This window comes from Tolypothrix sp. VBCCA 56010 (genome assembly GCF_050875635.1).
Lineage (GTDB): Bacteria > Cyanobacteriota > Cyanobacteriia > Cyanobacteriales > Nostocaceae > Hassallia.
Genome location: NZ_JBPAOH010000145.1, coordinates 1 through 20,846 on the forward strand (window position 1 = coordinate 1; position 20,846 = coordinate 20,846).

Annotated in this window: 17 protein-coding genes and 1 pseudogene; 5 read left to right on the forward strand and 13 right to left on the reverse strand. The window is 42.7% G+C overall.

The window, feature by feature from the left end; genetic code table 11:
* Window positions 1-108 precede the first annotated feature (108 nt).
* The 3 genes from AABK37_RS32810 to AABK37_RS32820 form a co-directional block, all read right to left on the reverse strand.
* Window positions 109-294 carry a hypothetical protein gene (locus AABK37_RS32810; RefSeq protein WP_432555681.1) on the reverse strand — a complete coding sequence of 62 codons (186 nt, stop codon included), beginning with the start codon at window positions 292-294 and terminating at the stop codon, window positions 109-111.
* Window positions 295-633: 339 nt separating this feature from the next.
* Window positions 634-1,278 (reverse strand): tRNA (adenosine(37)-N6)-threonylcarbamoyltransferase complex dimerization subunit type 1 TsaB, encoded by a 645-nt coding sequence (gene tsaB, locus AABK37_RS32815; protein WP_432555665.1) that lies wholly within the window; start codon window positions 1,276-1,278, stop codon window positions 634-636.
* A 107-nt stretch (window positions 1,279-1,385) separates the two neighbouring features.
* Entirely contained in the window at window positions 1,386-1,634 is a 249-nt protein-coding gene (locus AABK37_RS32820; RefSeq protein WP_432555666.1) for a Ycf34 family protein, read from the reverse strand.
* Window positions 1,635-1,721: 87 nt separating this feature from the next.
* Here AABK37_RS32820 and AABK37_RS32825 point away from each other — a divergent pair, with 87 nt between their 5' ends.
* Complete coding sequence (locus AABK37_RS32825; protein ID WP_432555667.1) at window positions 1,722-2,963, forward strand: CCA tRNA nucleotidyltransferase; 1,242 nt, start codon at window positions 1,722-1,724, stop codon at window positions 2,961-2,963.
* Window positions 2,964-2,991: 28 nt separating this feature from the next.
* Here the strand turns inward: AABK37_RS32825 and AABK37_RS32830 are convergent, their stop codons facing one another.
* The 4 genes from AABK37_RS32830 to bchH form a co-directional block, all read right to left on the reverse strand.
* Window positions 2,992-3,219 carry a type II toxin-antitoxin system HicA family toxin gene (locus tag AABK37_RS32830; protein ID WP_432555668.1) on the reverse strand — a complete coding sequence of 76 codons (228 nt, stop codon included), beginning with the start codon at window positions 3,217-3,219 and terminating at the stop codon, window positions 2,992-2,994.
* Window positions 3,219-3,425, reverse strand: a complete 207-nt coding sequence (locus AABK37_RS32835; RefSeq protein ID WP_432555669.1) for a type II toxin-antitoxin system HicB family antitoxin — start codon at window positions 3,423-3,425, stop codon at window positions 3,219-3,221. The genes AABK37_RS32830 and AABK37_RS32835 overlap by 1 nt, the downstream gene beginning before the upstream one ends.
* Window positions 3,426-3,545: 120 nt before the next feature.
* A complete protein-coding gene (locus tag AABK37_RS32840; RefSeq protein ID WP_432555670.1) occupies window positions 3,546-3,983 on the reverse strand; it encodes a hypothetical protein in 438 nt (145 codons plus the stop codon).
* A gap of 617 nt (window positions 3,984-4,600) precedes the next feature.
* Entirely contained in the window at window positions 4,601-8,323 is a 3,723-nt protein-coding gene (gene bchH / locus AABK37_RS32845) for a magnesium chelatase subunit H (RefSeq protein ID WP_432555671.1), read from the reverse strand.
* Window positions 8,324-8,578: 255 nt separating this feature from the next.
* Between bchH and AABK37_RS32850 the strand changes: the two genes are divergently transcribed.
* Window positions 8,579-8,833 carry a peptidoglycan-binding domain-containing protein gene (locus AABK37_RS32850; protein WP_432555672.1) on the forward strand — a complete coding sequence of 85 codons (255 nt, stop codon included), beginning with the start codon at window positions 8,579-8,581 and terminating at the stop codon, window positions 8,831-8,833.
* Window positions 8,834-8,922: 89 nt separating this feature from the next.
* Here AABK37_RS32850 and AABK37_RS32855 read toward each other — a convergent pair whose 3' ends face one another.
* On the reverse strand, window positions 8,923-9,264 hold the full coding sequence (locus tag AABK37_RS32855) for a DUF760 domain-containing protein (RefSeq protein WP_432555673.1): 342 nt from the start codon (window positions 9,262-9,264) through the stop codon (window positions 8,923-8,925).
* A 651-nt stretch (window positions 9,265-9,915) separates the two neighbouring features.
* Here AABK37_RS32855 and AABK37_RS32860 point away from each other — a divergent pair.
* On the forward strand, window positions 9,916-14,121 hold the full coding sequence (locus AABK37_RS32860; RefSeq protein ID WP_432555674.1) for a chemotaxis protein CheB: 4,206 nt from the start codon (window positions 9,916-9,918) through the stop codon (window positions 14,119-14,121).
* Window positions 14,122-14,707: 586 nt separating this feature from the next.
* Here the strand turns inward: AABK37_RS32860 and AABK37_RS32865 are convergent.
* The 4 genes from AABK37_RS32865 to AABK37_RS32880 all read right to left on the reverse strand — a co-directional run bounded on the left by AABK37_RS32865 (window position 14,708) and on the right by AABK37_RS32880 (window position 18,272).
* The gene (locus AABK37_RS32865; protein ID WP_432555675.1) at window positions 14,708-16,651 is read right to left on the reverse strand and encodes a scytonemin biosynthesis sensor histidine kinase; all 1,944 of its coding nucleotides are present in this window, start codon (window positions 16,649-16,651) and stop codon (window positions 14,708-14,710) included.
* Between the two features lie 136 nt (window positions 16,652-16,787).
* A complete protein-coding gene (locus AABK37_RS32870; protein ID WP_432555676.1) occupies window positions 16,788-17,123 on the reverse strand; it encodes a hypothetical protein in 336 nt (111 codons plus the stop codon).
* A 27-nt stretch (window positions 17,124-17,150) separates the two neighbouring features.
* Complete coding sequence (locus AABK37_RS32875) at window positions 17,151-17,294, reverse strand: histidine kinase (protein WP_432555677.1); 144 nt, start codon at window positions 17,292-17,294, stop codon at window positions 17,151-17,153.
* A gap of 48 nt (window positions 17,295-17,342) precedes the next feature.
* Complete coding sequence (locus tag AABK37_RS32880) at window positions 17,343-18,272, reverse strand: tetratricopeptide repeat protein (protein WP_432555678.1); 930 nt, start codon at window positions 18,270-18,272, stop codon at window positions 17,343-17,345.
* Between the two features lie 216 nt (window positions 18,273-18,488).
* On the opposite strand from AABK37_RS32880, the gene AABK37_RS32885 reads away from it, so the two are divergent.
* Window positions 18,489-19,460 (forward strand): protochlorophyllide reductase, encoded by a 972-nt coding sequence (locus AABK37_RS32885; protein WP_432555679.1) that lies wholly within the window; start codon window positions 18,489-18,491, stop codon window positions 19,458-19,460.
* 62 nt (window positions 19,461-19,522) lie between these two features.
* On the opposite strand, the gene AABK37_RS32890 is transcribed toward AABK37_RS32885, so the two are convergent.
* A complete protein-coding gene (locus AABK37_RS32890; RefSeq protein WP_432555680.1) occupies window positions 19,523-20,416 on the reverse strand; it encodes a LysR substrate-binding domain-containing protein in 894 nt (297 codons plus the stop codon).
* 48 nt (window positions 20,417-20,464) lie between these two features.
* Between AABK37_RS32890 and AABK37_RS32895 the strand changes: the two are divergent.
* Window positions 20,465-20,749: pseudogene (locus AABK37_RS32895) on the forward strand (protochlorophyllide oxidoreductase); the annotation flags it as partial.
* Between the last annotated feature and the right edge of the window lie 97 nt (window positions 20,750-20,846).

The window sequence follows — 20,846 nt, forward strand, 5'->3', positions numbered from 1 at the left end:
AGAGGGGGAGGGGGAGAAAGAATTATTCTCCTTGTCACCTTGTCACCTTGTCACCTTGTCCTCCTTGTCCTCCTTGTCTCCTTGTCTCCTTGTCTCCTTGTCCCTCATTTAACCGTAGCTAGTTAGATTCCGGATCATATAGCCAATGACTAACCCAATCAACAGTGCCCACACTTGACCTGTTTGGATAAAGTGGTTAAAAGCTGTTTGCACTTGACCGATAAGATTAGGATCTCTAACGGTTTGAGCTATCATCGTTGAATATACAGGTAAATGCCATGCTAACTGATACATAGAATCTATTGCGTTGTTCATACTTATTAATCAATGGGTTCTTGGCTGCATCGTCAGTAGTTTGTTTTACTGACATTGACCACATACTGTTATGTGGATAACTTTAATGTCATAACCTCAAGATGTAGGTGATGTAAATAGGGGAAAGGAAAGGGGAAAAGGGAAAAGGAAAAAAGGGGAAAGGGACGGAGTTATTTAAATAGGACTTACGCAAAATCATGGAAAAACGAACCACGAAGAGACGAAGTACACGAAGAAATAAGAGTAAGAGAGAGTTTTTGCGTAAGTCCTGTTAAAATTACTTCTTCACCTTTACCCTTTGCCCTTTCCCCCTCTTTTTCATAAATCGACGGGATGCTGTCCGTAATAAGGTAAAGCGTCTGACCAGTGGGGACGCTTGCCTTGTTGCCAGTCGAGATATGCAAGTTGCAACACGCTGGTTACTGTTGCTGCTAAGTTAGATTTGGCTTCGATTAATTGATAAGTTGTATTTGAAGCTAATTTTTCTTGCCACGCTTCTGGTGTAAATACGGTATCAGGCAACAAAGATATTAAACCAGAAGCATCAGGCATATGTTGATAAATAGCTGCAAAAACTTGACCTCGTTGTGCTGGCATTTGCACAGCAATGATACTGTCGTTTTTATTTTGTTGGGAGTAGGCGATCGCTGCTAATGTGGAAATAGCAAACACGGGAATATTCAACTGTTGTCCTAATGTTCTGGCAGTTACAACCCCGATTCGAGTACCAGTAAATCCACCGGGTCCCTTGGCTACGGCAATAAACGCTAAATCTGCCCAAGTTTGCGGTTTAATAAAATTAATTAAGTATTCATGCAACAAGCTAGATACATTACGCTCTAAATTCCAAACGTCACAACGTGTATCTTCTGCAAAGTTACTTATTGCCAAACCCAATTCGGGTGTGGTGGTATGTAGCGATAAACCGTATTTTGTTGGTTGGATTTCTAATTCAGTGGTCAAGCGATTTTAGATTTAGGATTTTGGATTAACTGCTTTTATAAAAATAATTCGTAGTGACGCAATGAATTGCGTCATGACAACGCAATAAATTGCGTTACTACGGATTATCAAGTTGGCACCAATTCACCTGGACGCAACTTAGACCATTTACCTGTTTCTCGCTTAAAGCTGAGACAACCGACAACATCCCATTCCATTTCAATATAATCCTCTTTGGGACGGATGTTAACGTTGATAGAGGGTTCATTCGGTTCAAAATTTGGGGTTTCCGTCAGGTGAGGTTGTTGGTGCTGCGTTTCTACTGCGTTGTAGGTGATGCAGCGGTCTACATAGTGGCAGTTGACACAAATACACATAATATAACCACGATACAAAGAGCTTTATTGTTAATCTAGCTTAAGCCAAATCGTAATTCATTAGTTGCTGGATTGATTTTTATTACAATGCAAGGTTCAAATTCTCCTAACCTATCTGATAATTATCCTTTTAGCCGGGAATTGTTGCCAAAAACAGCTTACTTGGTAGGTGGTGCTGTGCGCGATCGCATTTTAGGAAGAACTCGCGAGTATTTGGATCTGGATTTTGTTTTACCATCTGATGCGGTCAAGGTAGCGCGAAAAATCGCCAAGCATTACAAAGCTGGTTTTGTGTTACTCGATCCGCAAAGACAAATTGCCCGTGTAGTGTTTCCCGAAGCTACGGTTGATTTTGCCCAACAGTCGGGGGAATCTATAGAAACTGACTTGTATAGAAGAGATTTTACAGTAAATGCGATCGCCTACAATCCGCACACGCAAGAAATCGTCGATCCTTTGCAAGGTTGTGCTGATTTAGAACAACGCACGATCAGGATGATATCACCTGCCAATCTGCAAGACGATCCTTTGCGGTTAATGCGAGCTTATCGCCAAGCGGCGCAACTTAATTTTACAATTGAGACAGATACTCAGATCGCAATTCGCTCTCTAGCTTCGCATATAACTGAAGTTGCCGCAGAACGAGTTCGGGTAGAAATCAATTATTTGCTTTTGAGTTCTCAAGGAACACCTTGGATAACTCGCGCTTGGCAAGATAATTTACTTGCGTCTTTTTTCAAGTTCGCTACATCCGAAAGTTTTGCTAAATTAACAGCAGTTGACGATGCAGCAGTGAAATTAGCAGAAAATTGGCAGCAATTAGGCGTAAAACTGCAAGAGTATGTTAGGGATACTGTTAAAACTACTTGGTTGAGTATTGCCAAACTTGCTTGTCTTGTCAACCCTGACCCGGAAGTTGCGGAAATTGAATTACAAAAACTAACTTATAGTCGTGCGGAAATTAAAGGTGTAACTACTGCCCTGAAGCTGTTCCCGCAATTAAAATTATCTCAGATGTCTTTGCGAGAACAGTATTTTTTCTTTCAACAAGCCGGTTTTGTATTTCCGGCTACAGCAGTTTTAGCTGTGGGACATGATATCTTGGTAGAGGCGATCGCACCCTTGATCGACCGCTACCTGAACCCTGACGATCTGGTTTCTCATCCCACACCCTTATTGAGTGGGAAGGAACTAATTCTAGCATTACAGATTCCAGCTTCGCCACTATTAGGCAAACTATTGGCGGAAATCGCTGTAGCACAAGTTGAAGGAAAAATCTCGACTTCAGCAGAAGCGATCGCTTTTGCACGTCAGTTACTTGAGAGTTAGAGTTGGCTTATTGCGTGAACAAGTAAATTTAATTTTCCAAAGCTTCCAAGAATTCGTCTACCGTTATTTCTGCCTTAGAAATTAGACTTCGCAATGTGCCACGAGCTACTTCGTTATGATTAGGTACAGAAAGAGTAGCTGGATATCCTTCTTTTGTCAGAATAATATGACTTCCACGCTGGCGAGAAACTTCCCACCCAAGTTTCTCAAATGTCTTGATAACCTCAGAAGGTTTTAATATTGGTACAGCAGGCATTATACAGAAACTTCCACTTCGCGAGTTATCACGGTCAAAGGCATTCCTTTTTCAGCCCTTACCTCTAAACATTCCTTGATTGCTTCTTGAATGTTTGCAATAGCCTCTTTTTCGGTTTTCCCTTGACTAACACAGCCAGGAATTACTGGACATTCAGCAATGAACATGCCATCTTCATCTTGAAGAATAGTAATAAGAAACTTCATAAGCTTGTCCTATTTCCTAAATGGTAACATCTTCAAGATTCTTATGATTGAATTCGGACAATTAATGCAATTTATGCTTAATGTTAGTGACAAGCAGATACTAACATTCAGCATATGTCTTTAAGCTACTTGACTTTTAGCTGGATGCAGTTCTGTGGGAAGTGAAATAGGCGATCGCTTTTGACTTTCGATTAGATTAGCTTTATCTACCAACCTATTGACAATTTTCTGGGCATAAGCATAAAGCTCACTATCATGCTGAAAATTGGTAAGTAGAAAAAAGATGTGCCATTCATCGCGATTAATTGCTAAATATTCCCCTGGTTGATAATTATCTACTCCTGCGAGGATTTTTCGTTCCGCATTCCAGGGTAACTTAATTTGCAGATAGCGTTGACGAGCGCTGTTAAAACAAACTTTAACTTTTAATATATGACCGCTATTATTTTTTATCGATGTCTCGCTGATATATTCTTTACCATAATACTGCATTTCGTTCCATAGCTGATAGACATATTTACCAGCTTCGTAGAACGCCACAAACTGTGATAGATTCATTTTTACACCCTTATGTTATAAGTTTTTTAATATTAGTATTTAAATACTTGTTGCTGTTATAACGATATACTTATGAAAATGTAACTTGTTGCAATTACTGAAAATTTTTATATTTAAAATTTGGTTATTTTAACGATTGTTAATTGTTAGCAGCATTTAATACAGTAAATCTGCGAGGAAATTAAAGCTGTGTGCAAGCACACAATCTCATAAAACTTAACAATTTCTTCAGGATGTAATTTATAATTTAGTAGCGCAGGCGTTACCGATCAAGGGTTGCCGCAGGCATCGCTTTTGCACATCAGCTACTCTATAGTTACTATATAGCGGTTATTGATTGAGTCCAATACACTCGTAGGGGCACGGCAATGCCGTGCCCCTACACGCGACGATAGAACTTTGTATTGCATCCAACTAAGAACGGCTATATATATTTTTCTATAGCAGTCGTAAAAACAAGATCCCCGACAACTCTTGCGAAGTTGGGGATCTGAAGAAGGGCAATTTTCACTTTGGAAATAGGATTGCTATATTAAATGCGACGTGCCATTAAACACGGCATCTTAACCATTAATGGTGCGTTAAACTTCGTTATAACGCACCCTACTCTTTTCTACTTAGATTGTTACACCCTCAAGTTCCTCATCAGTTAAATCATACAACTGACGCAACTTATCTAACTTTTCTGTATCAGCATTCCAAAAACCGCGTCCGGAAGCTTCTAGCATTCTCCCTATAATATTGCGGAAAGCTTCTGGATTCGACTTGCGTAATTTTTCCGCCATCTCTGCATCGAAAGCGTAAGTATCTGCGGCTTGCTCGTATACCCAATCATCAGTAAAATCCGCAGTGCCGCCCCAGCCAATTAACGCCGTCATGCGTTGCGAAATTTCAAACGCACCACCAGAACCTTGATTAGCCATTGCTTCTGCCCATTTAGGATTTAGCAACTTGCTGCGATACTCCATCCGCAGTAAATCATCGAGATTGCGGGGTGTAGTATCTTTCGAGAAACTTTCTACAAAGCTGGTTGTAACCTTCTTCTTGCTTTGTTTTTCTGCTGCCTTTTTCAAACCGCCAGTATTAGCGTAATATTCTTGAATATCAGTCAAGCCGTATTCTACCGAATCGATTTCTTGAACAATGCGATCGCTCGTTTTTAACAACTGCGTCAATACTTCCGGTCTAGCTTGACCCTTATCCTGCCTGCCGTAACTGAAAACATTGCGACCTTGCCAAGTATCCCCCAACTCATCACCAGATTCCCAATTACCATCAACAACTCTATCATTTACCAACGAACCAAAATCACCAGCCGGGTTAGAAAATAATCTCGCCGAAGCATTTTCTATCCCTTGTGCCTTCAAAGCCAAAGCATGTTTTCTAATAAAATTCTCCTCTTCAGATTCATCAGCATCAGCCGCACGTTGAAACAAATCATCCAACAACTCAATAATATTGACAAAACTATCACGAAAAATACCAGATAAATTCGCCAAAACATCAATTCGGGGATGTCCAACCTCAGCCAAAGGCATCAATTCATAACGAACAATGCGTCCCGTCCCCTCCTTCACAGGTTCGGCACCCACCAACTCCAAAAGAATACCTAAAGACTCCCCCTTCGTCTTAATTGCATCCAAACCCCATAACATCACCGCCACAGTTTCCGGATATTTATTATATTCTTCTAAATGCTGTGAAATAATTTTTTTAGCTATCTCCCTCCCCCTTTCATAAGCACCAGCAGAAGGCATTCTATAAGGATCTAAAGCATGAATATTCCTCCCCGTAGGCAACACACCAGAACCATCCCGCAACAAATCGCCACCAGGCGCCGGCATAACATACTCCCCATTCAACCCCCGCAAAAGATTCCTCAACTCATCAGTAGATTGCATCAACAAACCTCTTATTTCCTCCTCTTCTTCGTGTCCTTCGCGTCTTCGCGGTTCGTTTCCAAAATAAGCCTGCAAATACCCCGCCATCTCCTCCTCATTCGGCGCTTCACCCAAAGTATGCAAACCCGAAGAAAAAAGCCGACCTTCTAACACCTGCAAATACTCATACAACTTCACCAAATAATCATTAAAAGCACGATCGCTAAACATCCGCACATTCTCAGGACTAAACGAAATCCCCAAACGTTTCGCCTCATCAAACGGACAATCAGCATCTAAACCAGTATCAACAATTTTCTGACAAATCACTGACTTCAGCGCATAATTCTTTTGCGAATCTTCTCGATATTCAGAAATCAAATCCCGCAAAGACATTAACTCCTTATACAAACCAGCACGTCCATAAGGCGGGACATTGTGAGAAATTAACACACCGTAACCGCGACGCTTTGCCAAAATTGATTCTGAAGGATTATTCGCCGCATATATATATAAATTCGGCAAATCTCCTAACAAAATATCCGACCAAGAATAACCCGTATTACCTAATGGCGATCCCGGCAACCATTCGACAGTACCGTGCATTCCAAAATGCACCACAGCATCAGCTTGAAACTCATTTTGCAGCCATTTGTAGAAAGCAGCATATTGAGGATGTGGCGTTAAATCTCGTTCAAACATCAACCGCATCGGATCGCCTTGTATACCTAAAGGTGGTTGCACACCGATCCAAATATTTCCTAACTGAATACCGCCAATATTAAACTCATCACCGTAAGTTTTAATTCCCGTACCCGTGAGAGATTTCCATTGTTTTTCGATGCGAGATGTGCGGAGATATCCTAACCATTTTTCCAGAGTTTTGGCGTTGACAGTAGTGGGGATAGAGACTGGGGACTGGGGATTAGAAACTAGTTGTTCATCTGCTTCTTTAACAGCGCGAATTAACTCTTCTGCATCTTCGGGTAAATCTGCGATCGCATAACCTTGATTTTGCAGCGCCTGGAGAAAATTCAGAAGCGATCGCGGTACATTTAATAATGCAGCTGTTCCTGTTGCACCGTACCCAGGTGGAAAACCATACAAAATAATCGCTATCTTCCTCTGTGAAGCAGGTTTTTGTCGCAACGCAACCCAGCTTTTCACCCTGCCAATCAATCTCTGCACTCGTTCCGGAACGAGATAAATTTGTTCTCCCACCAACCCACCGAGAGGAATTGTATCAATAGCGCCGTCTAATTCTGGCAATGCATATAATACGACACTTTGCAAGCCCCCGATACCTTGACGTGTCCAAGAGTGAATATCTTGAATTAGCAATGGTGCGGCGACGATGTATGGTACATTCTTGGCAGCAAGGATTTTTACCGCAATTTCCGTTTGCCGTCCAGCTTCCATTGAACCAGCAGGACCACCCACCAAAGGAAAGCCAATTGTAGATACGATCGCATCCACTTTTACCGCTTCGTTGGAGAGTGAAGGAGTTTCAATATTATTATTATTTCGTTGCTGCGTTTCATAGTCGCTGGTCATCCAATCTCGCACGGCAACGTGTCCTTCCACACCATTAATAAAAATCGGTAAAGGTATCAAACCTGCTTCTTCAAAACTGCGAATTAATTGCGGAATATAAGGTTGTTTCGTAATAACGTGTTTGCGATAAAGTAAAATTCCAATAACTGGGGAATGGGGCATTGGGGATGGGGCATTGGGCATTGGGCATGGGGCATTGGGCATTGGGCATTGGGGCTTTTCCCCTTTTCCCCTCTTTTCATACCATTGCAAATACTCGCGGGGAGATTCAAAAAACCCTTGATAATCGGGATGAAGCAATCCCATATTTGGGGTTTCGATAACCGGGGGAATTTCGCCTATTTTTAAATCTAAATATTTTTCTGCTAATATCCAAAATAATGCGGCTACGTTTTCTGCACCGCCAGCATTCCAATAACCATAAATAATTAACCAGTTGCGTAAGTCTTGCACTTTTTGCACTGGCACAAATTTGAGAAGTTTGGGACCGATTTTTAAGAAGCTGATGTAACCTGCAAGTTTATCTTCTTCTTTTCCGTTGCTAAATTTATCAAGGATGAATTTAACTGGTTTGGGCATTCCTTTGGGTTTGTCCCCAATCGCAAAATCACCCAATTTTGTTAAACTCATCAATTCTAAAGCTGACTCGAATACCAAACGGATGGGAATTTGGGCAACGCGATCGCGCAACCACAATACTTCGTCATAATCAAATAGCAAGCTGCCAAAAAACACATCCGCGTCTTTAAGTGCTGCTTGGACCTCGCTGCGGTTGGTGGTAATATCGCGATCGCTAAACACGCGAATATCCAACTCACCACAGCGCAAGTTAGACAAGTAAGCTGCTTTTCTGTATAATTCAGCGTTAAACGATTCAAATCCAGCAATCAAAACTATGCGTTTCATGCGTTAAATAAACACTTTATCTTTTATTTTAAGCCCTCAGGCTGGAAGCCTGGGGCTATACGGACGAAGCCCACCTGCGTGGGCTAAAAGAAAATTAGGGATTTTACAGCCTGCGGAGGCAGGCTTTGTACGTGTAGCCGCACCCTTGTAGGATGACGGCTTCATGGTGCTGCAATTTTCCGAAAAAAGAAGTTTTCGGCTTGTAGGTAGTGTAGACAATTCCAGTCAAATTAAACTGAATTCAAGGAGTTAATTATGATACAAGAAGTTCAAGCAACAGCTAATAAAGAATTACCGATTTTGCGGAAGGGTGATACTGGCGGTGCTGTAAAGTTGTTACAGAATCTTTTAATTGCTTTAGGCTATTTCGACAAAGATTTGCGTACTGGAAATTTTTTAGAGCAAACAGAACAAGCTGTAAAAAATTTCCAAAGTGAATATAACTTGCAAGTAGATGGTATAGTCGGCGCGAAAACTTGGGATTTGTTGGGTGGTGTTCTTTGGGATTAAATTAGCGTCTCAATAAGTAAGAAATTAGTTGTTAGGGTGTAATGAAGAAAATCTGATAGCACCCTAATTAAGTGCTTTTAACATGCAGATTAAACAGTTTCTTGGGAATCAACTTGTGTTAACTGCAATGACTTTTCAAATTCCAAGCGCTGTTGTACGTTATGTAAGAAGTAACCATTCAGCATGGCAGATGCTAACAACATACCTAAGTGTTCGCGGCTGGTGGTAATTTCGATGTCGAAGTCTTCTGAAGGTAAGTTACCCAACATACTCACAACGGTGCGCTCGATCGCTTGAAGTACTTCTGGTGATGTTGGCTTGGATAGTTGGGCAACCATTTCTGGATTCAGCGATTTAATATATTGCCACAAGTTGTTGTTAACTGCTGACGAACCAAAGTTCTCTGGATTGCGGTTAGAAAGATTGTTCATAGTAGTAAGAAGCTAGCAGTATTTTATCAAGTTGTATATACTTTAGCAATCTTTTTCTCACAGCGATGTCTGCTTAACCGAACTGTATTTAGGGCGGTTTATTCTACTTATATTAGGACTTACGCACGATTCACGGAAAAACGAACCACGTACTGCTAGCCTTCGGCTTCTCCAACGGAGTACGCAGAAGCCGAAGGCTAGACACGCTCGTACACGTTCGCGCTTCGCGTCTCCGACAGGAGAAGAGAAGGAATAAGAGTTGCAAAGGGTTTTTGCGTAAGTAGTCAGTAGGGTATGTTATGCCGAACGGAAGATCGCACCATCCTTTGATTTTCGGTGCGTTAGGACTTCTGTCCATAACGCACCCTACCAGATTCTTTTTCCCCTTCCCTTATAGGGAAGGGGGTAGGGGAGCCACTCGCATGGGCGGGTTTCCCGACTTGTGCGATGTGGCGTGGTTAGGTCTGTATTTTAGAAGCGCAATAAACAAAAAGCAGGTAGATGTCCCCATTGAGTTCAAAATGATTCAATATAAAGAAGTTAGTATGTTTTGCCGTTGAAGAGCAATAAGCGTGAAAGCTTTTGCCCTCGGTGAAACTAAAGCCTTTAAAATAAAAGCTAAATTGTTTACCGTAGCCGTAACTGCGCTCAATGACTAGGCGACCTTCTAAGAAATCTCAATCTGACCCGAATGACGGTAAAGTTGTTAATCAAGAGCTGCAAGACGGCTCTAATGAATTCCCAATTGTTGGGATTGGCGCGTCTGCGGGTGGATTGGAGGCATTCACGGAATTGCTGTCCCATCTGCCGACTGATACCGGCATGGCATTTGTCTTGGTACAGCACTTAGACCCGAATCATAAAAGTTTGTTGAGAGAGATTCTTTCGAGATCAACCGAGATGACGGTGCATGAAGTGGTTGATAATACAACCGTGGAACCGAACCAGATTTATGTGATTCCGCCGAATAAGCAGATGACCATTTCTCAAGGGGTACTGAAACTGATGCCGCGTGAGAAGATTCGGGGAGTAGCAATGACGGTTGATACCTTCTTTCTTTCTTTAGCTGAGGAGCGGGGTAACAAAGCGATCGCTATTGTTCTTTCTGGGGGTGATTCTGATGGGGCACTGGGAGCAAAAGCAATCAAAGCGGCTGGGGGGATTACCTTTGCTCAGTGTTCAGACACCGCACAAGTTAGCAGTATGCCGAACACTGCTGCCGCTACCGGACATGTAGACTTTATTTTACCACCGCCAGCGATCGCCCAAGAACTAGCAAAAATCAGCCATCATCCCTACATCGCTGATTCTGCTTCAGTAAAGGTCGAACAAGCACCACCAATTGAAGGTGAGAATGCCTTACAAACCATCTTTGTATTGTTGCAGGCTACTACAGGAGTTGATTTTACCCATTACAAACACACTACCATTCGGCGGCGAATTTTAAGGCGGATGGTGCTATATCAGATAGAACGATTGGAGGATTACGTCACGTATCTCCAAAACCATCCGGCAGAAGTACTGGCTTTGTACGACGATGTTTTGATTAATGTCACCAGTTTTATGCGTGACCCTGAAGCCTTTGATGCCTTAAAAAGTAAAGTATTTCCGGTAATTACCAAAGATAAATCGGTAGCAGTACCGATCCGCATTTGGGTGGCAGGTTGTGCAACCGGGGAAGAAGCTTATTCTATCGCCATTTGCTTGCTGGAATTTTTAGAGACGCAGCCAATTAAGCCGCCGATTCAGATTTATGCTACAGACATCAGTGAGAGTGCGATCGAAAAAGCTCGGATTGGCATCTATAAATACAGCCAGATGCAAGATATCTCACCAGAACGTCTGCGACGCTTTTTTGTCCGGCAAGACGATGGCTACCAAATTAGTAAGCCGGTGCGCGAACTGTGTGTCTTTGCCAAACAAAATTTGTGCGCCGATCCCCCATTTTCCAAGCTCGATTTGATCACCTGTCGAAATGTAATGATTTATTTCGGGGCGATTTTGCAGAAGAAGATTCTGCCAATTTTCCATTATGGTCTCAAATCAACCGGATTTCTGATGTTAGGAACTTCGGAAACCGTCGGGGAATTTTTAGACTTGTTTTCGCTGGTTGATAAAAAGTACAAGATTTATGCCCGAAAGTTGACTCAGGCTCGGTTGCCTTTAGATGTAGTTAGCAACAATTATCCTTTAGACTTAGGAAGTCTTGGTTTACAAAACAACGAAGAGACTTTTACCGATTTTGACTTGCAGAAAGAAGCAGACCAGATAGTATTGAATCGCTATGCGCCTGGTGGTGTAATTACAAACTACGATCTGGAGATTCTGCAATTTCGGGGAGAGACCAGCTTTTATCTGAAACCTGCCCCAGGCAGGGCAAGTTTGAATTTGCTGAAAATGGTTCGAGAAGATTTGCGGCTAGAAGTCCGCACGGCAATTCAGCAAGCAAAAAAGCAGGATTTGCCAGTGACAAAAGAGGACTTGCAAATCTGGGAGAACCAGCAGCCACGGCAGATTAGTATTAATGTTATTCCCTTTCAAGCTCGCAGGTCACAAGAACGTTACTTTTTAATTTTATTTGAGGATACCCCGACCCAAGCGACACCTCAGTTAGTGAAAACTAGTAGCGAAAAAACTGGGCAAACAAAACAAGCAGCTAACAACCAAATTGCGAGGCTGCAACAGGAACTAGCGGTTACTAAAGAGCATCTGCAATCGATTATTGAAGAGCAGGAAGCCTCCAATCAAGATTTGAGAGCTGCCAACGAGGAAATACTCTCAAGTAATGAGGAATTGCAAAGCACGAATGAGGAACTGGAAACCGCTAAAGAAGAAATTCAAGCAGCAAATGAAGAATTAAATACTGTTAACGACGAACTGCATCGACGCAATATCGAATCGAACCAAGTCAGTAACGATTTGCAGAACTTGCTTAGTAGTATAAATATTCCGATTGTGATGCTGGGGAGCGATCTTCGCATCCGTCGCTTTACTCCCTTAGCACGACAAATCCTCAACTTGATTCCTACCGATGTGGGACGACCGTTAGGAGATATTAATCTCAATCTCAACATACCAGACTTAGAGCAACAGATTTTGGAGGTGATTAATAACCTCAGCGTGAAAGAGCAGGAAGTGCAAGACCACAACGGGCGTTGGTATGATTTGCGAATCCGTCCCTACCGCACAATCGACAATAAAATTGATGGTGCGGTGGTGATATTGGTAGATATTGACGCGCTCAAACGCAGCGCAGACCAGCTTCGACAATCGCGCAATTATGCGGAAGCGATTGTGGAGACGATGCGGGAACCTTTAATGGTGCTAGATGCGAGCTTACAAGTCATCACGGCAAATCGGGCTTTTTATGAGACATTTAAAGTTTCACCAGCCCAGGTAGAACAGCGCTTGATTTTTGAATTAGGAAATGGACAATGGGACATTCCCCAGTTGCGATCGCTTCTCGAAGAAATTATTCCTAGCGATACGCTGCTGTCAGATTTTCAAAACTTAGAAGTTGAGCATGAGTTTGAGCAAATCGGACGCAAAGTTATGCTGCTGAATGCTCGCAAAATGTCTCAAGCAAACCATCAGGACATGATTCTTTTGGCGATTGATGACATCACGCAGCAAAAAAACTTGGAGACAGAACGCGCTCAAATTTTATCTCAAGAACAGTCAGCTCGAGCTGCGGCTGAAACAGCTAACCGCATTAAGGATGAGTTTTTATCGATTCTTTCTCACGAACTGAGAAATCCCCTTAATTCTCTAGTAGGATGGGCACAGTTGCTCCGCAGTCAAAAAGTTGACAAAAACAGACTTGCTCGTGGGCTTCAGGCAATTGAAAACAACGCTAAGTTACAAACCCAACTGATTGAGGATTTGTTGGATATTTCCCGCGTTACCTCAGGCAAGCTGCGCTTAAACGCTTATCCGATCGAGCTTGCCCCGATAATTAGGGCAGCGATTGAGGTCGTCCGCGTCTCAGTAGACGCGAAACAAATTCAACTTGAATCCAGGCTTGATGCTGCCTCCCAACGAATATCTGGCGATCCCATGCGTTTACAGCAAGTCGTCTGGAATTTACTTTCTAACGCGATTAAATTCACCCCCCCACAAGGACGAGTTGAAATTACATTAAAGTATATTGATTCAATCGCTCAAATTCAAGTCAGCGACACGGGTAAGGGCATTAGTCCTGACTTTTTACCTTATGTTTTCGATCGCTTCCGGCAAGCAGATAGTACGCTTACCCGACAAAATACTGGACTCGGACTCGGACTGACGATTGTCCGTCACTTAGTTGAACTTCACGGTGGCACAGTTGAGGCTGAAAGTTTGGGTGAAGGACAAGGAGCGACATTTACTGTAAGGCTGCCGCTGCAAACTAAAATTGCAGAGTCTGCGGTGAAGTCACTAGACTTGATCGACATAGAAATGCTAGTTGGAGATATCCCATCCTTAGCGGGTGTGCGAGTCTTGATTGTCGATGATGCCGCTGATGTGCGTGAGGTATTCACCGCAGTGCTGGAAGGATATCAAGCCATAGTAACAACAGTTGCCTCAGCAACGGATGCGATCGCCATTTTAACAGCAAACCCTTCAGAATATGATGTGTTGTTGTCTGATATCAGTATGCCAGGGGAAGACGGCTATACATTAATTCGTCGAGTCAGACAACTAAGTGCTGAAGCTGGAGGACAAATTCCCGCAGCAGCGCTGACAGCACATGCTAGAAGCGAGGATCGAACAGAGGCTTTAGCCGCCGGCTTTCAAATGCATCTTACCAAACCTGTAGCAGCCGAGCAACTAGCGCTTGCAGTCGCAACTTTAGCCGGACGTATTCGCGGTATGTAGAGACGTTCAGTCCGGAACGTCTGTACGACGGTGGGGCGATCGCATCGCCATGTTATGTCAATGCATCGCCATGTTATGTTAATGCATCGCCATGTTATGTTAATGCATTGCCATGTTATGTTAATGCATTGCCATGTTATGTTAATGCATTGCCATGTTATGTTAATGCATCGCCATGTTATGTTAATGCATCGCCATGTTATGTTAATGCATCGCCATGTTATGTTAATGCATCGCCATGTTATGTTAATGCATCGCCATGTTATATAACGGTTCCCATTCAGATACGGTACAACATCATATCGCATCTGTGTAGGGGCACGGCAGTGCCGTGCCCCTACGGGTGTACCTCACGTAAACGAGAACCGCTATATTAATGTATCGCCATGTTATCTTGTAGTTAAGAAATTTAAATGTAGGGGAGGCAAAAAGCGGTGTGGATGTTCCTCCCGCTTTATTGCCGTTGTGTTGTGCAAGAGCGCAACGCACCGTATTTAAGCAAAAGTAGGGGCACGGCACTGCCGTGCCCCTACGGGTGTACTCAAATCCCCGACTTCTTCAAGAAGTCGGGGATCTGTTGGATCTGTTAATCAGACTTCAACTGTTTTACTGATGGCAACGTCACAGTAAACGTAGTGCCTGTACCTACTTGACTTTCTACAGCAATTTCACCGCCATGTAAATCAACAAGAGTTTTGACAATCGCTAGTCCTAACCCAGTACCGGGAATGCTATCGATATTGCCACCTCGATAAAATGGCTCAAATATTTGTTGTCGATCTTTTACCGGAATCCCAATACCCCCATCTTGAATTTGAAAAATTATATTTTCATCTTCAGAACAATCTAGTTTCAACGTAACGCTGTTATCAGCAGGCGAATATTTTATCGCATTCGAGAGCAAGTTACTTAAGATATGCTGTAGCATTTTCGAGTCGAAATAAGCAGTTGTACAGTTATCTGGACTCACAAAATTGATTGATTGTTGGTTGCTATTTGCCAACTGCACCTGAGAGACAATATCACCACAAAACTGATTGAGGTTGATTTCTGTTGGTTGGTACTGTAATTTTGCAGCTTCTGCTTTACCAAATAACAAAATGTCATCCAACAACTGACTGATTTGTTTGATACCATCTTGAATTAAATCAAAATACGAGCTTTTCTTTTCCTCAGTCCATTTGTGAATGTGACGTTTGAGTAAATCAGCAGAGAATGATACAATGTTTAGTGGAGTGCGAAATTGATGACAGAGCATAGAGACAAAGCGTTCTTTTTGTTCGCTGAGTCGTTTTGTTTGTTCTAACGCTTGGCAAAGCTCAAATTCTGCTTGTTTGTAATCGGTGATATCAATCGCTGTAATCAGTTCAACTGGTTTACCGGCAAAATCAAACATTCCATCCAGCAGTGCAGTTGTGCAAGCTAACCAGCGTTGAGTACCGTTTTTTGTGAGAATTTGCATCTCTTGATATTCACCTAAAGCTGCTGAATCTTGATTGTTTACTTGCCTCAGCTTTTTGCTTAAAATCAGTTTATCAAGATCGAAATCAGTTAGCAATTCTTTGAATGTGTAGCCGGTCAGTATTTCAGTTGCCGGATTTACATAGCAAAGGTGCTTACCTTGAATTAAGAAAATACCCGCTTCTGTAGTTTCTGCTAAAGTGCGAAATCTCGCTTCGTTCAGTCTGAGTCTTTCCTCAGTTCGTTTTGATTCTGTAACGTCCCAAATACTCCACACTCTACCGATAATTGTTTCACCGCATCGCTGCGGTTGCGAGTAGTGGGCAAAAATCCTGCCATCCTTCAATTCTACCAAATCGTATCTTGTGCGATCGCTACTATCGCACATTTCCCAAACGCATGAGCGAAAAACTTCTAAATCTTTGACTTGTGTTTCAAAAAAAACTTTGCTTCGCTTATATTTCTTAGATATGTTTATCGTTGTTGGCAGTTGCCACATATCCAGGAATTTTTGGTTATTATAAGTGATTTCTCCCTTCAAGTTAACTGCAAGTATGCCAATGGAGGTAGATTCGAGAGTACAATGAAGTAAAGAAAGAGATGTTTTCAGTTGGTTTTGTAAATTTTCGTGACAATTATTTGATTTATCTGCATATTGTTGTACATCCAATACAACTTCATCATTTTTCTCACGGGCAAAAGCACAGATAAATTTATTACCTTGATTTACATAACTCAGGGTGACTTCTACTTTTAATATCTGATTTGTCTTTGTTCGATAGCGAGATTCAAAGCTTAAAGAATCTGATTTCAATTGCCATAGTTCTGACCAAACTTGTGGAGAAAAGTCTATATCTATCTCATCTACCGTCATCGAAAGTAATTCCTCACGGGAATACTCGCTCATCCGGCAAGTTGCATCATTAACGTAAAGAAATTGCCCGTTTGCTGCTAAACAAAAAGCAGGTTCTACAGCTCGATTTATCAAGACTTGAGCAAATGACTCTGATTGAGTTTGTAATTCCAATTTTGAGTTAGACTCAATAAACGTATAGGTATCAACTGTCATAGTTTTCTTCCATCCTTTTCAACTAGCAATGAAAGCATCAGATTGAATATGATAGTTCGTAGTGAGCGATTTATCGCTCATGCCAAGCATTGCTACTCCCCTTTAGAACCCCGGTTTCGCATGAGTTACCGGGGTTCTAGTTGATTTGTGAATTATAGATATAAATAGCATCGAATAATTCAGCTAAAACTTTATCGATTAGGCGATCGCACGCTAACAAGTTTTTCGCTAATTCATTAGCATCATCAATATTTTGCAAACTTGAAGTGATTAGAGTATATACTTCCTGTTCCATATCTCTCGATTGCTTCATCTTTTCCAGTTCGTAACTCTTGTAGCGCAATTCTAAATTTAACCTTTCTATTTCTTCTTTCAAAATCTCTACATTCTCCTCAATTTTCCAGCTTTTCTCAGCTTCAATGCTTTTACATACTTTCAGATGACTATGTAAACGACGTATCTTGTAAGACATTTTTAACCTCATCTAATTACTTAACTGTCAATTTGGGCATTGGGCATTGGGCATTGGGCATTGGGCATTGGGCATTGGGCATTGGGCATTGGGCATTGGGCATTGGGCATTGGGCATTGGGCATTGGGCATTGGGCATTGGTAATAATTCTTTCCCTTTCCCCCTCTTCAAAAACCCTTGTCCCCCTTGTCCCCCTTGTCTCCCTTGTCCCCCTTCCCCCTAACGATTAGGTTGTTGAATCAAAGCCTGAAAGCGTCCATCTTCACGGATTTTGTCAAAATCTGAGTGAGTTGGAATCATTTGCAGATATTGTTCTGGACAAAGAATAATTGCTTGTTGTAAGTTCTCAATTGCTGCTTCAATGTTGTTTTGTAAGGCATAACAGCGGGCTTTGTTATATAAGATGACGTGATCGTTTGGTTGCAATTCTAGGGCACGATTGTAAGAAGCGATCGCCTCAGAGTAATTCTGTAATTTTTCCCAAGTTATGCCTTTGTTTAACCAAGCTTTATAATAATCTGGTTGAATTGCTAAAGCGCGGTCAAAGCTGACGATCGCCTTTTCATAACGTCCCCAGTTGCTCAAACTCGCACCTCGGTTATGCCAAGCCATGACGTTGTTGGGGTCGAATTCAATAGCGCGATCGTAGCTGTTAACAGCTTCTTCGTAGTAACCTAGCTGTTTGAGGGCATTACCTTTATTATTCCATCCCCAATAAGCATCTGGTTGCAAGTTTATAGTGCGCTCAAAGCTGATAATTGCCTTTTCATAATGTCCCAAGTCGCACAAGGTAATACCGCGATTGTGCCAAATAGTGGGGGAATTGAAGTTAAACTCAAGAGCGCGGTCAAAGCTATTGAGAGCTTCAGCGTGACGTTCTAACTTTCCTAGGGCAATAGCGCGGTTGTGCCAAACCCAGCAAGCGTCTGTGCGTAATAAGAGCGTTAAGTCAAAACAAGCGATCGCATCTGCGTGACGACCCAAGCAACCTAGAGCAAAACCTTTTTGCGATAAGGCTTCCGCATAATCTGGCTTACATTTTAGCGCTTTGTCGAAGTTGGCGATCGCCTCAGAAAACTTTTCTGCTTTGTTTTGGCGCAATCCTTGCTGAAAATATAATTCTGCTTCTAGGTTGAGGATTATTTTCATAGACCTGGCATCTTCCCTTGGTATGATATTTTTTTGATATTTCCAATCAAGATAGCATAAGTAGAAAAAATGTGTTTGTCAAAGCACTCAGTAAATTGCCAAAAACGCATCGTTCCGCCCCAGATGTAGAGACGTTCGGTCCGGAACGTCTCTACGATGCGTTCCAAATGTGAGATCCTGAAGATAGTTAAGGACGGTCAAGGGAGGATAAAGAGAATGCAACAACATGGGCAGTCAACGGTTGTAATTACCGGTGCATCTTCAGGAGTCGGTTTGCAAGCTGCAAGAGCGCTTGCTCAAACGAAGCAATGGCATGTGGTGATGGCATGTCGGGATATCCCGAAGACCCAAAAAGCTGCCCAAACCCTAGGGATGCCGCAAGACAGCTACACAATCATGCATCTCGACTTAGCCAGCTTAGAAAGTGTGCGACAGTTTGTGAAAAACTTTCGAGAAAGCGGTAAGTCTTTGGATGCTTTGGTGTGCAATGCTGCCGTGTATATGCCTTTATTAAAAGAGCCGTTGTACAGCGAAGATGGATATGAGTTGAGCGTTGCCACAAATCATCTGGGACATTTTCTCTTGTGCAACCTGATGCTTGAGGATTTGAAAAAATCTTCAGCTTCACAGCCAAGATTAATTATTTTGGGAACTGTGACGGCAAATCCGAAAGAGTTGGGAGGCAAAATTCCGATTCCAGCACCTCCAGATTTGGGAGAACTTCAAGGCTTTGAGGCAGGCTTTAAAGCGCCAATTTCCATGATTAACGGCAAGAAGTTCAAACCGGGCAAAGCTTACAAAGATAGCAAGCTGTGCAATGTCTTGACTATGCGGGAATTGCATCGACGTTACCACCAGTCAACTAATATTGTTTTCAGTTCTTTGTATCCGGGATGTGTAGCGACTACGGCTTTGTTTCGCAACCACTATCCGCTGTTTCAGAAAATCTTTCCACTCTTTCAGAAGAATATTACTGGGGGATTTGTGTCTGAGGAATTGGCAGGCGATCGCGTTGCCGAAGTTGTCGCCAATCCCGAATACAATAAATCCGGTATGTATTGGAGTTGGGGAAATCGACAGAAAGAAGGGCGTAAATCTTTTGTGCAAGAAGTTTCTAACGAAGCTAGCGATGATAACAAAGCTAAAAAGCTGTGGGATTTGAGCGCCAAGTTAGTTGGAATTGCTTGATACTGTCGCCACTGTCTACGGCAGATAACTGGGTAGACTTCGCTCAAGCGGTTCGTAAACGTTCAATCTACAACATCAACTCGCTTTAAAGTAGCTGCCAATTCTCTCATAAACTCAACAAAAACGCGAACTTTAGCCGAGAGATAGCGTTTTTGTGGATACAACACTGCGATCGGTAATCCAACTTGGGGCGCGTAGGATTGGAGAATCGGTTGGAGGTCTCCACGCGCGATCGCTTTCGCTGCAATAAATTTGAGTAATTGAGCCACACCGGCTCCTTGAATGACCGCTTCTAAAATGACTTCTGAATTATCAAATCGCAGATAACTGTCAACGGCAAGGTCAATCACTTTTCCGTCTTGTTCAAACTTCCAGTTAGCTTCTCGTCGGGTCTGTGGAAAGATAAAGTTGACACAGCGATGCTGCAACAGTTCTGTGGGCGTTGTCGGCGTACCATACTGGGCAAGATATTGCGGCGAGGCACAAGTTATGTAGCGTGCAGTTGCCAGGTGTTGCATGATTAAACGGCTATCGTTGCTCATGCCAATCCGCACAGTCGCATCAACGCCTTCCTCAATCAGATCGATCAAGCGATCGTTAAAAGAAACATTCAGGTTTAGCTCAGGATATTGTGCGGCAAATCGCACCAGAGCCGGAGCGATATGCATTTTGCCAAACACAAAACTCAGATCGAGCCGCAATGTTCCCATCGGCATGGATTGCAATTGTTTGACTTCAAGTTCAACTTCTTCCAAGTCGTTGAGAATTTGCCCTAAGCGTTCATAAAATCGCTTGCCAGCTTCGGTCAGCGTCAAACTGCGAGTCGTCCGCCCAAGCAAGCGCACCCCCAAGTCATCTTCTAAGCGCAATACGGCTCGACTCACGGCTGAAGGAGCCATTCTCGGACGAGAGCCGCGATCGCTACAGCAGTATATCCAGGAGCTTGCGAGCCGCAAAAAAACTTCATAATGGCTTCTCAATCAAAATTGCTGGAATTTATAACGCTGTGCAATCTATTGACTATGCGAGAATTGCATCGGCGTTATCACCAGTCAACTAATATTGTTTTCAGTTCTCTGTATCCTGAATGTATGGCAACTACAGCTTTGTTTCGCAACCACTATCCGCTGTTTCAGAAAATCTTTCTATTCTTCCAGAAGAATATTACTGGGGGATTTGTGTCTGAAGAGTTGGCAGGCGATCGCGTTGCCGAAGTTGTCGCCAATCCTGAGTACAATAAATCCGGTATGTATTGGAGTTGGGGAAATCGACATAAAGAAGGGCTTAAGCTCATCCCACCCCAGCCACGGAGTGGGATGAGAGCGGGCATGGGGAATGGGGCATGGGGCATGGGAAAGAATGCCAATGCCCAATGCGATAGGGCCC

Bases quoted from the DNA above. Each gene is read 5' to 3' on its own strand.
- AABK37_RS32810 (WP_432555681.1), bottom strand. From the start codon at position 294: ATGTATCAGTTAGCATGGCATTTACCTGTATATTCAACGATGATAGCT.
- AABK37_RS32820 (WP_432555666.1), bottom strand. From the start codon at position 1,634: ATGTGTATTTGTGTCAACTGCCACTATGTAGACCGCTGCATCACCTAC.
- AABK37_RS32825 (WP_432555667.1), top strand. From the start codon at position 1,722: ATGCAAGGTTCAAATTCTCCTAACCTATCTGATAATTATCCTTTTAGC.
- AABK37_RS32830 (WP_432555668.1), bottom strand. From the start codon at position 3,219: ATGCCTGCTGTACCAATATTAAAACCTTCTGAGGTTATCAAGACATTT.
- AABK37_RS32835 (WP_432555669.1), bottom strand. From the start codon at position 3,425: ATGAAGTTTCTTATTACTATTCTTCAAGATGAAGATGGCATGTTCATT.
- AABK37_RS32840 (WP_432555670.1), bottom strand. From the start codon at position 3,983: ATGAATCTATCACAGTTTGTGGCGTTCTACGAAGCTGGTAAATATGTC.
- bchH (WP_432555671.1), bottom strand. From the start codon at position 8,323: ATGAAACGCATAGTTTTGATTGCTGGATTTGAATCGTTTAACGCTGAA.
- AABK37_RS32850 (WP_432555672.1), top strand. From the start codon at position 8,579: ATGATACAAGAAGTTCAAGCAACAGCTAATAAAGAATTACCGATTTTG.
- AABK37_RS32855 (WP_432555673.1), bottom strand. From the start codon at position 9,264: ATGAACAATCTTTCTAACCGCAATCCAGAGAACTTTGGTTCGTCAGCA.
- AABK37_RS32860 (WP_432555674.1), top strand. From the start codon at position 9,916: ATGACTAGGCGACCTTCTAAGAAATCTCAATCTGACCCGAATGACGGT.
- AABK37_RS32865 (WP_432555675.1), bottom strand. From the start codon at position 16,651: ATGACAGTTGATACCTATACGTTTATTGAGTCTAACTCAAAATTGGAA.
- AABK37_RS32870 (WP_432555676.1), bottom strand. From the start codon at position 17,123: ATGTCTTACAAGATACGTCGTTTACATAGTCATCTGAAAGTATGTAAA.
- AABK37_RS32880 (WP_432555678.1), bottom strand. From the start codon at position 18,272: ATGAAAATAATCCTCAACCTAGAAGCAGAATTATATTTTCAGCAAGGA.
- AABK37_RS32885 (WP_432555679.1), top strand. From the start codon at position 18,489: ATGCAACAACATGGGCAGTCAACGGTTGTAATTACCGGTGCATCTTCA.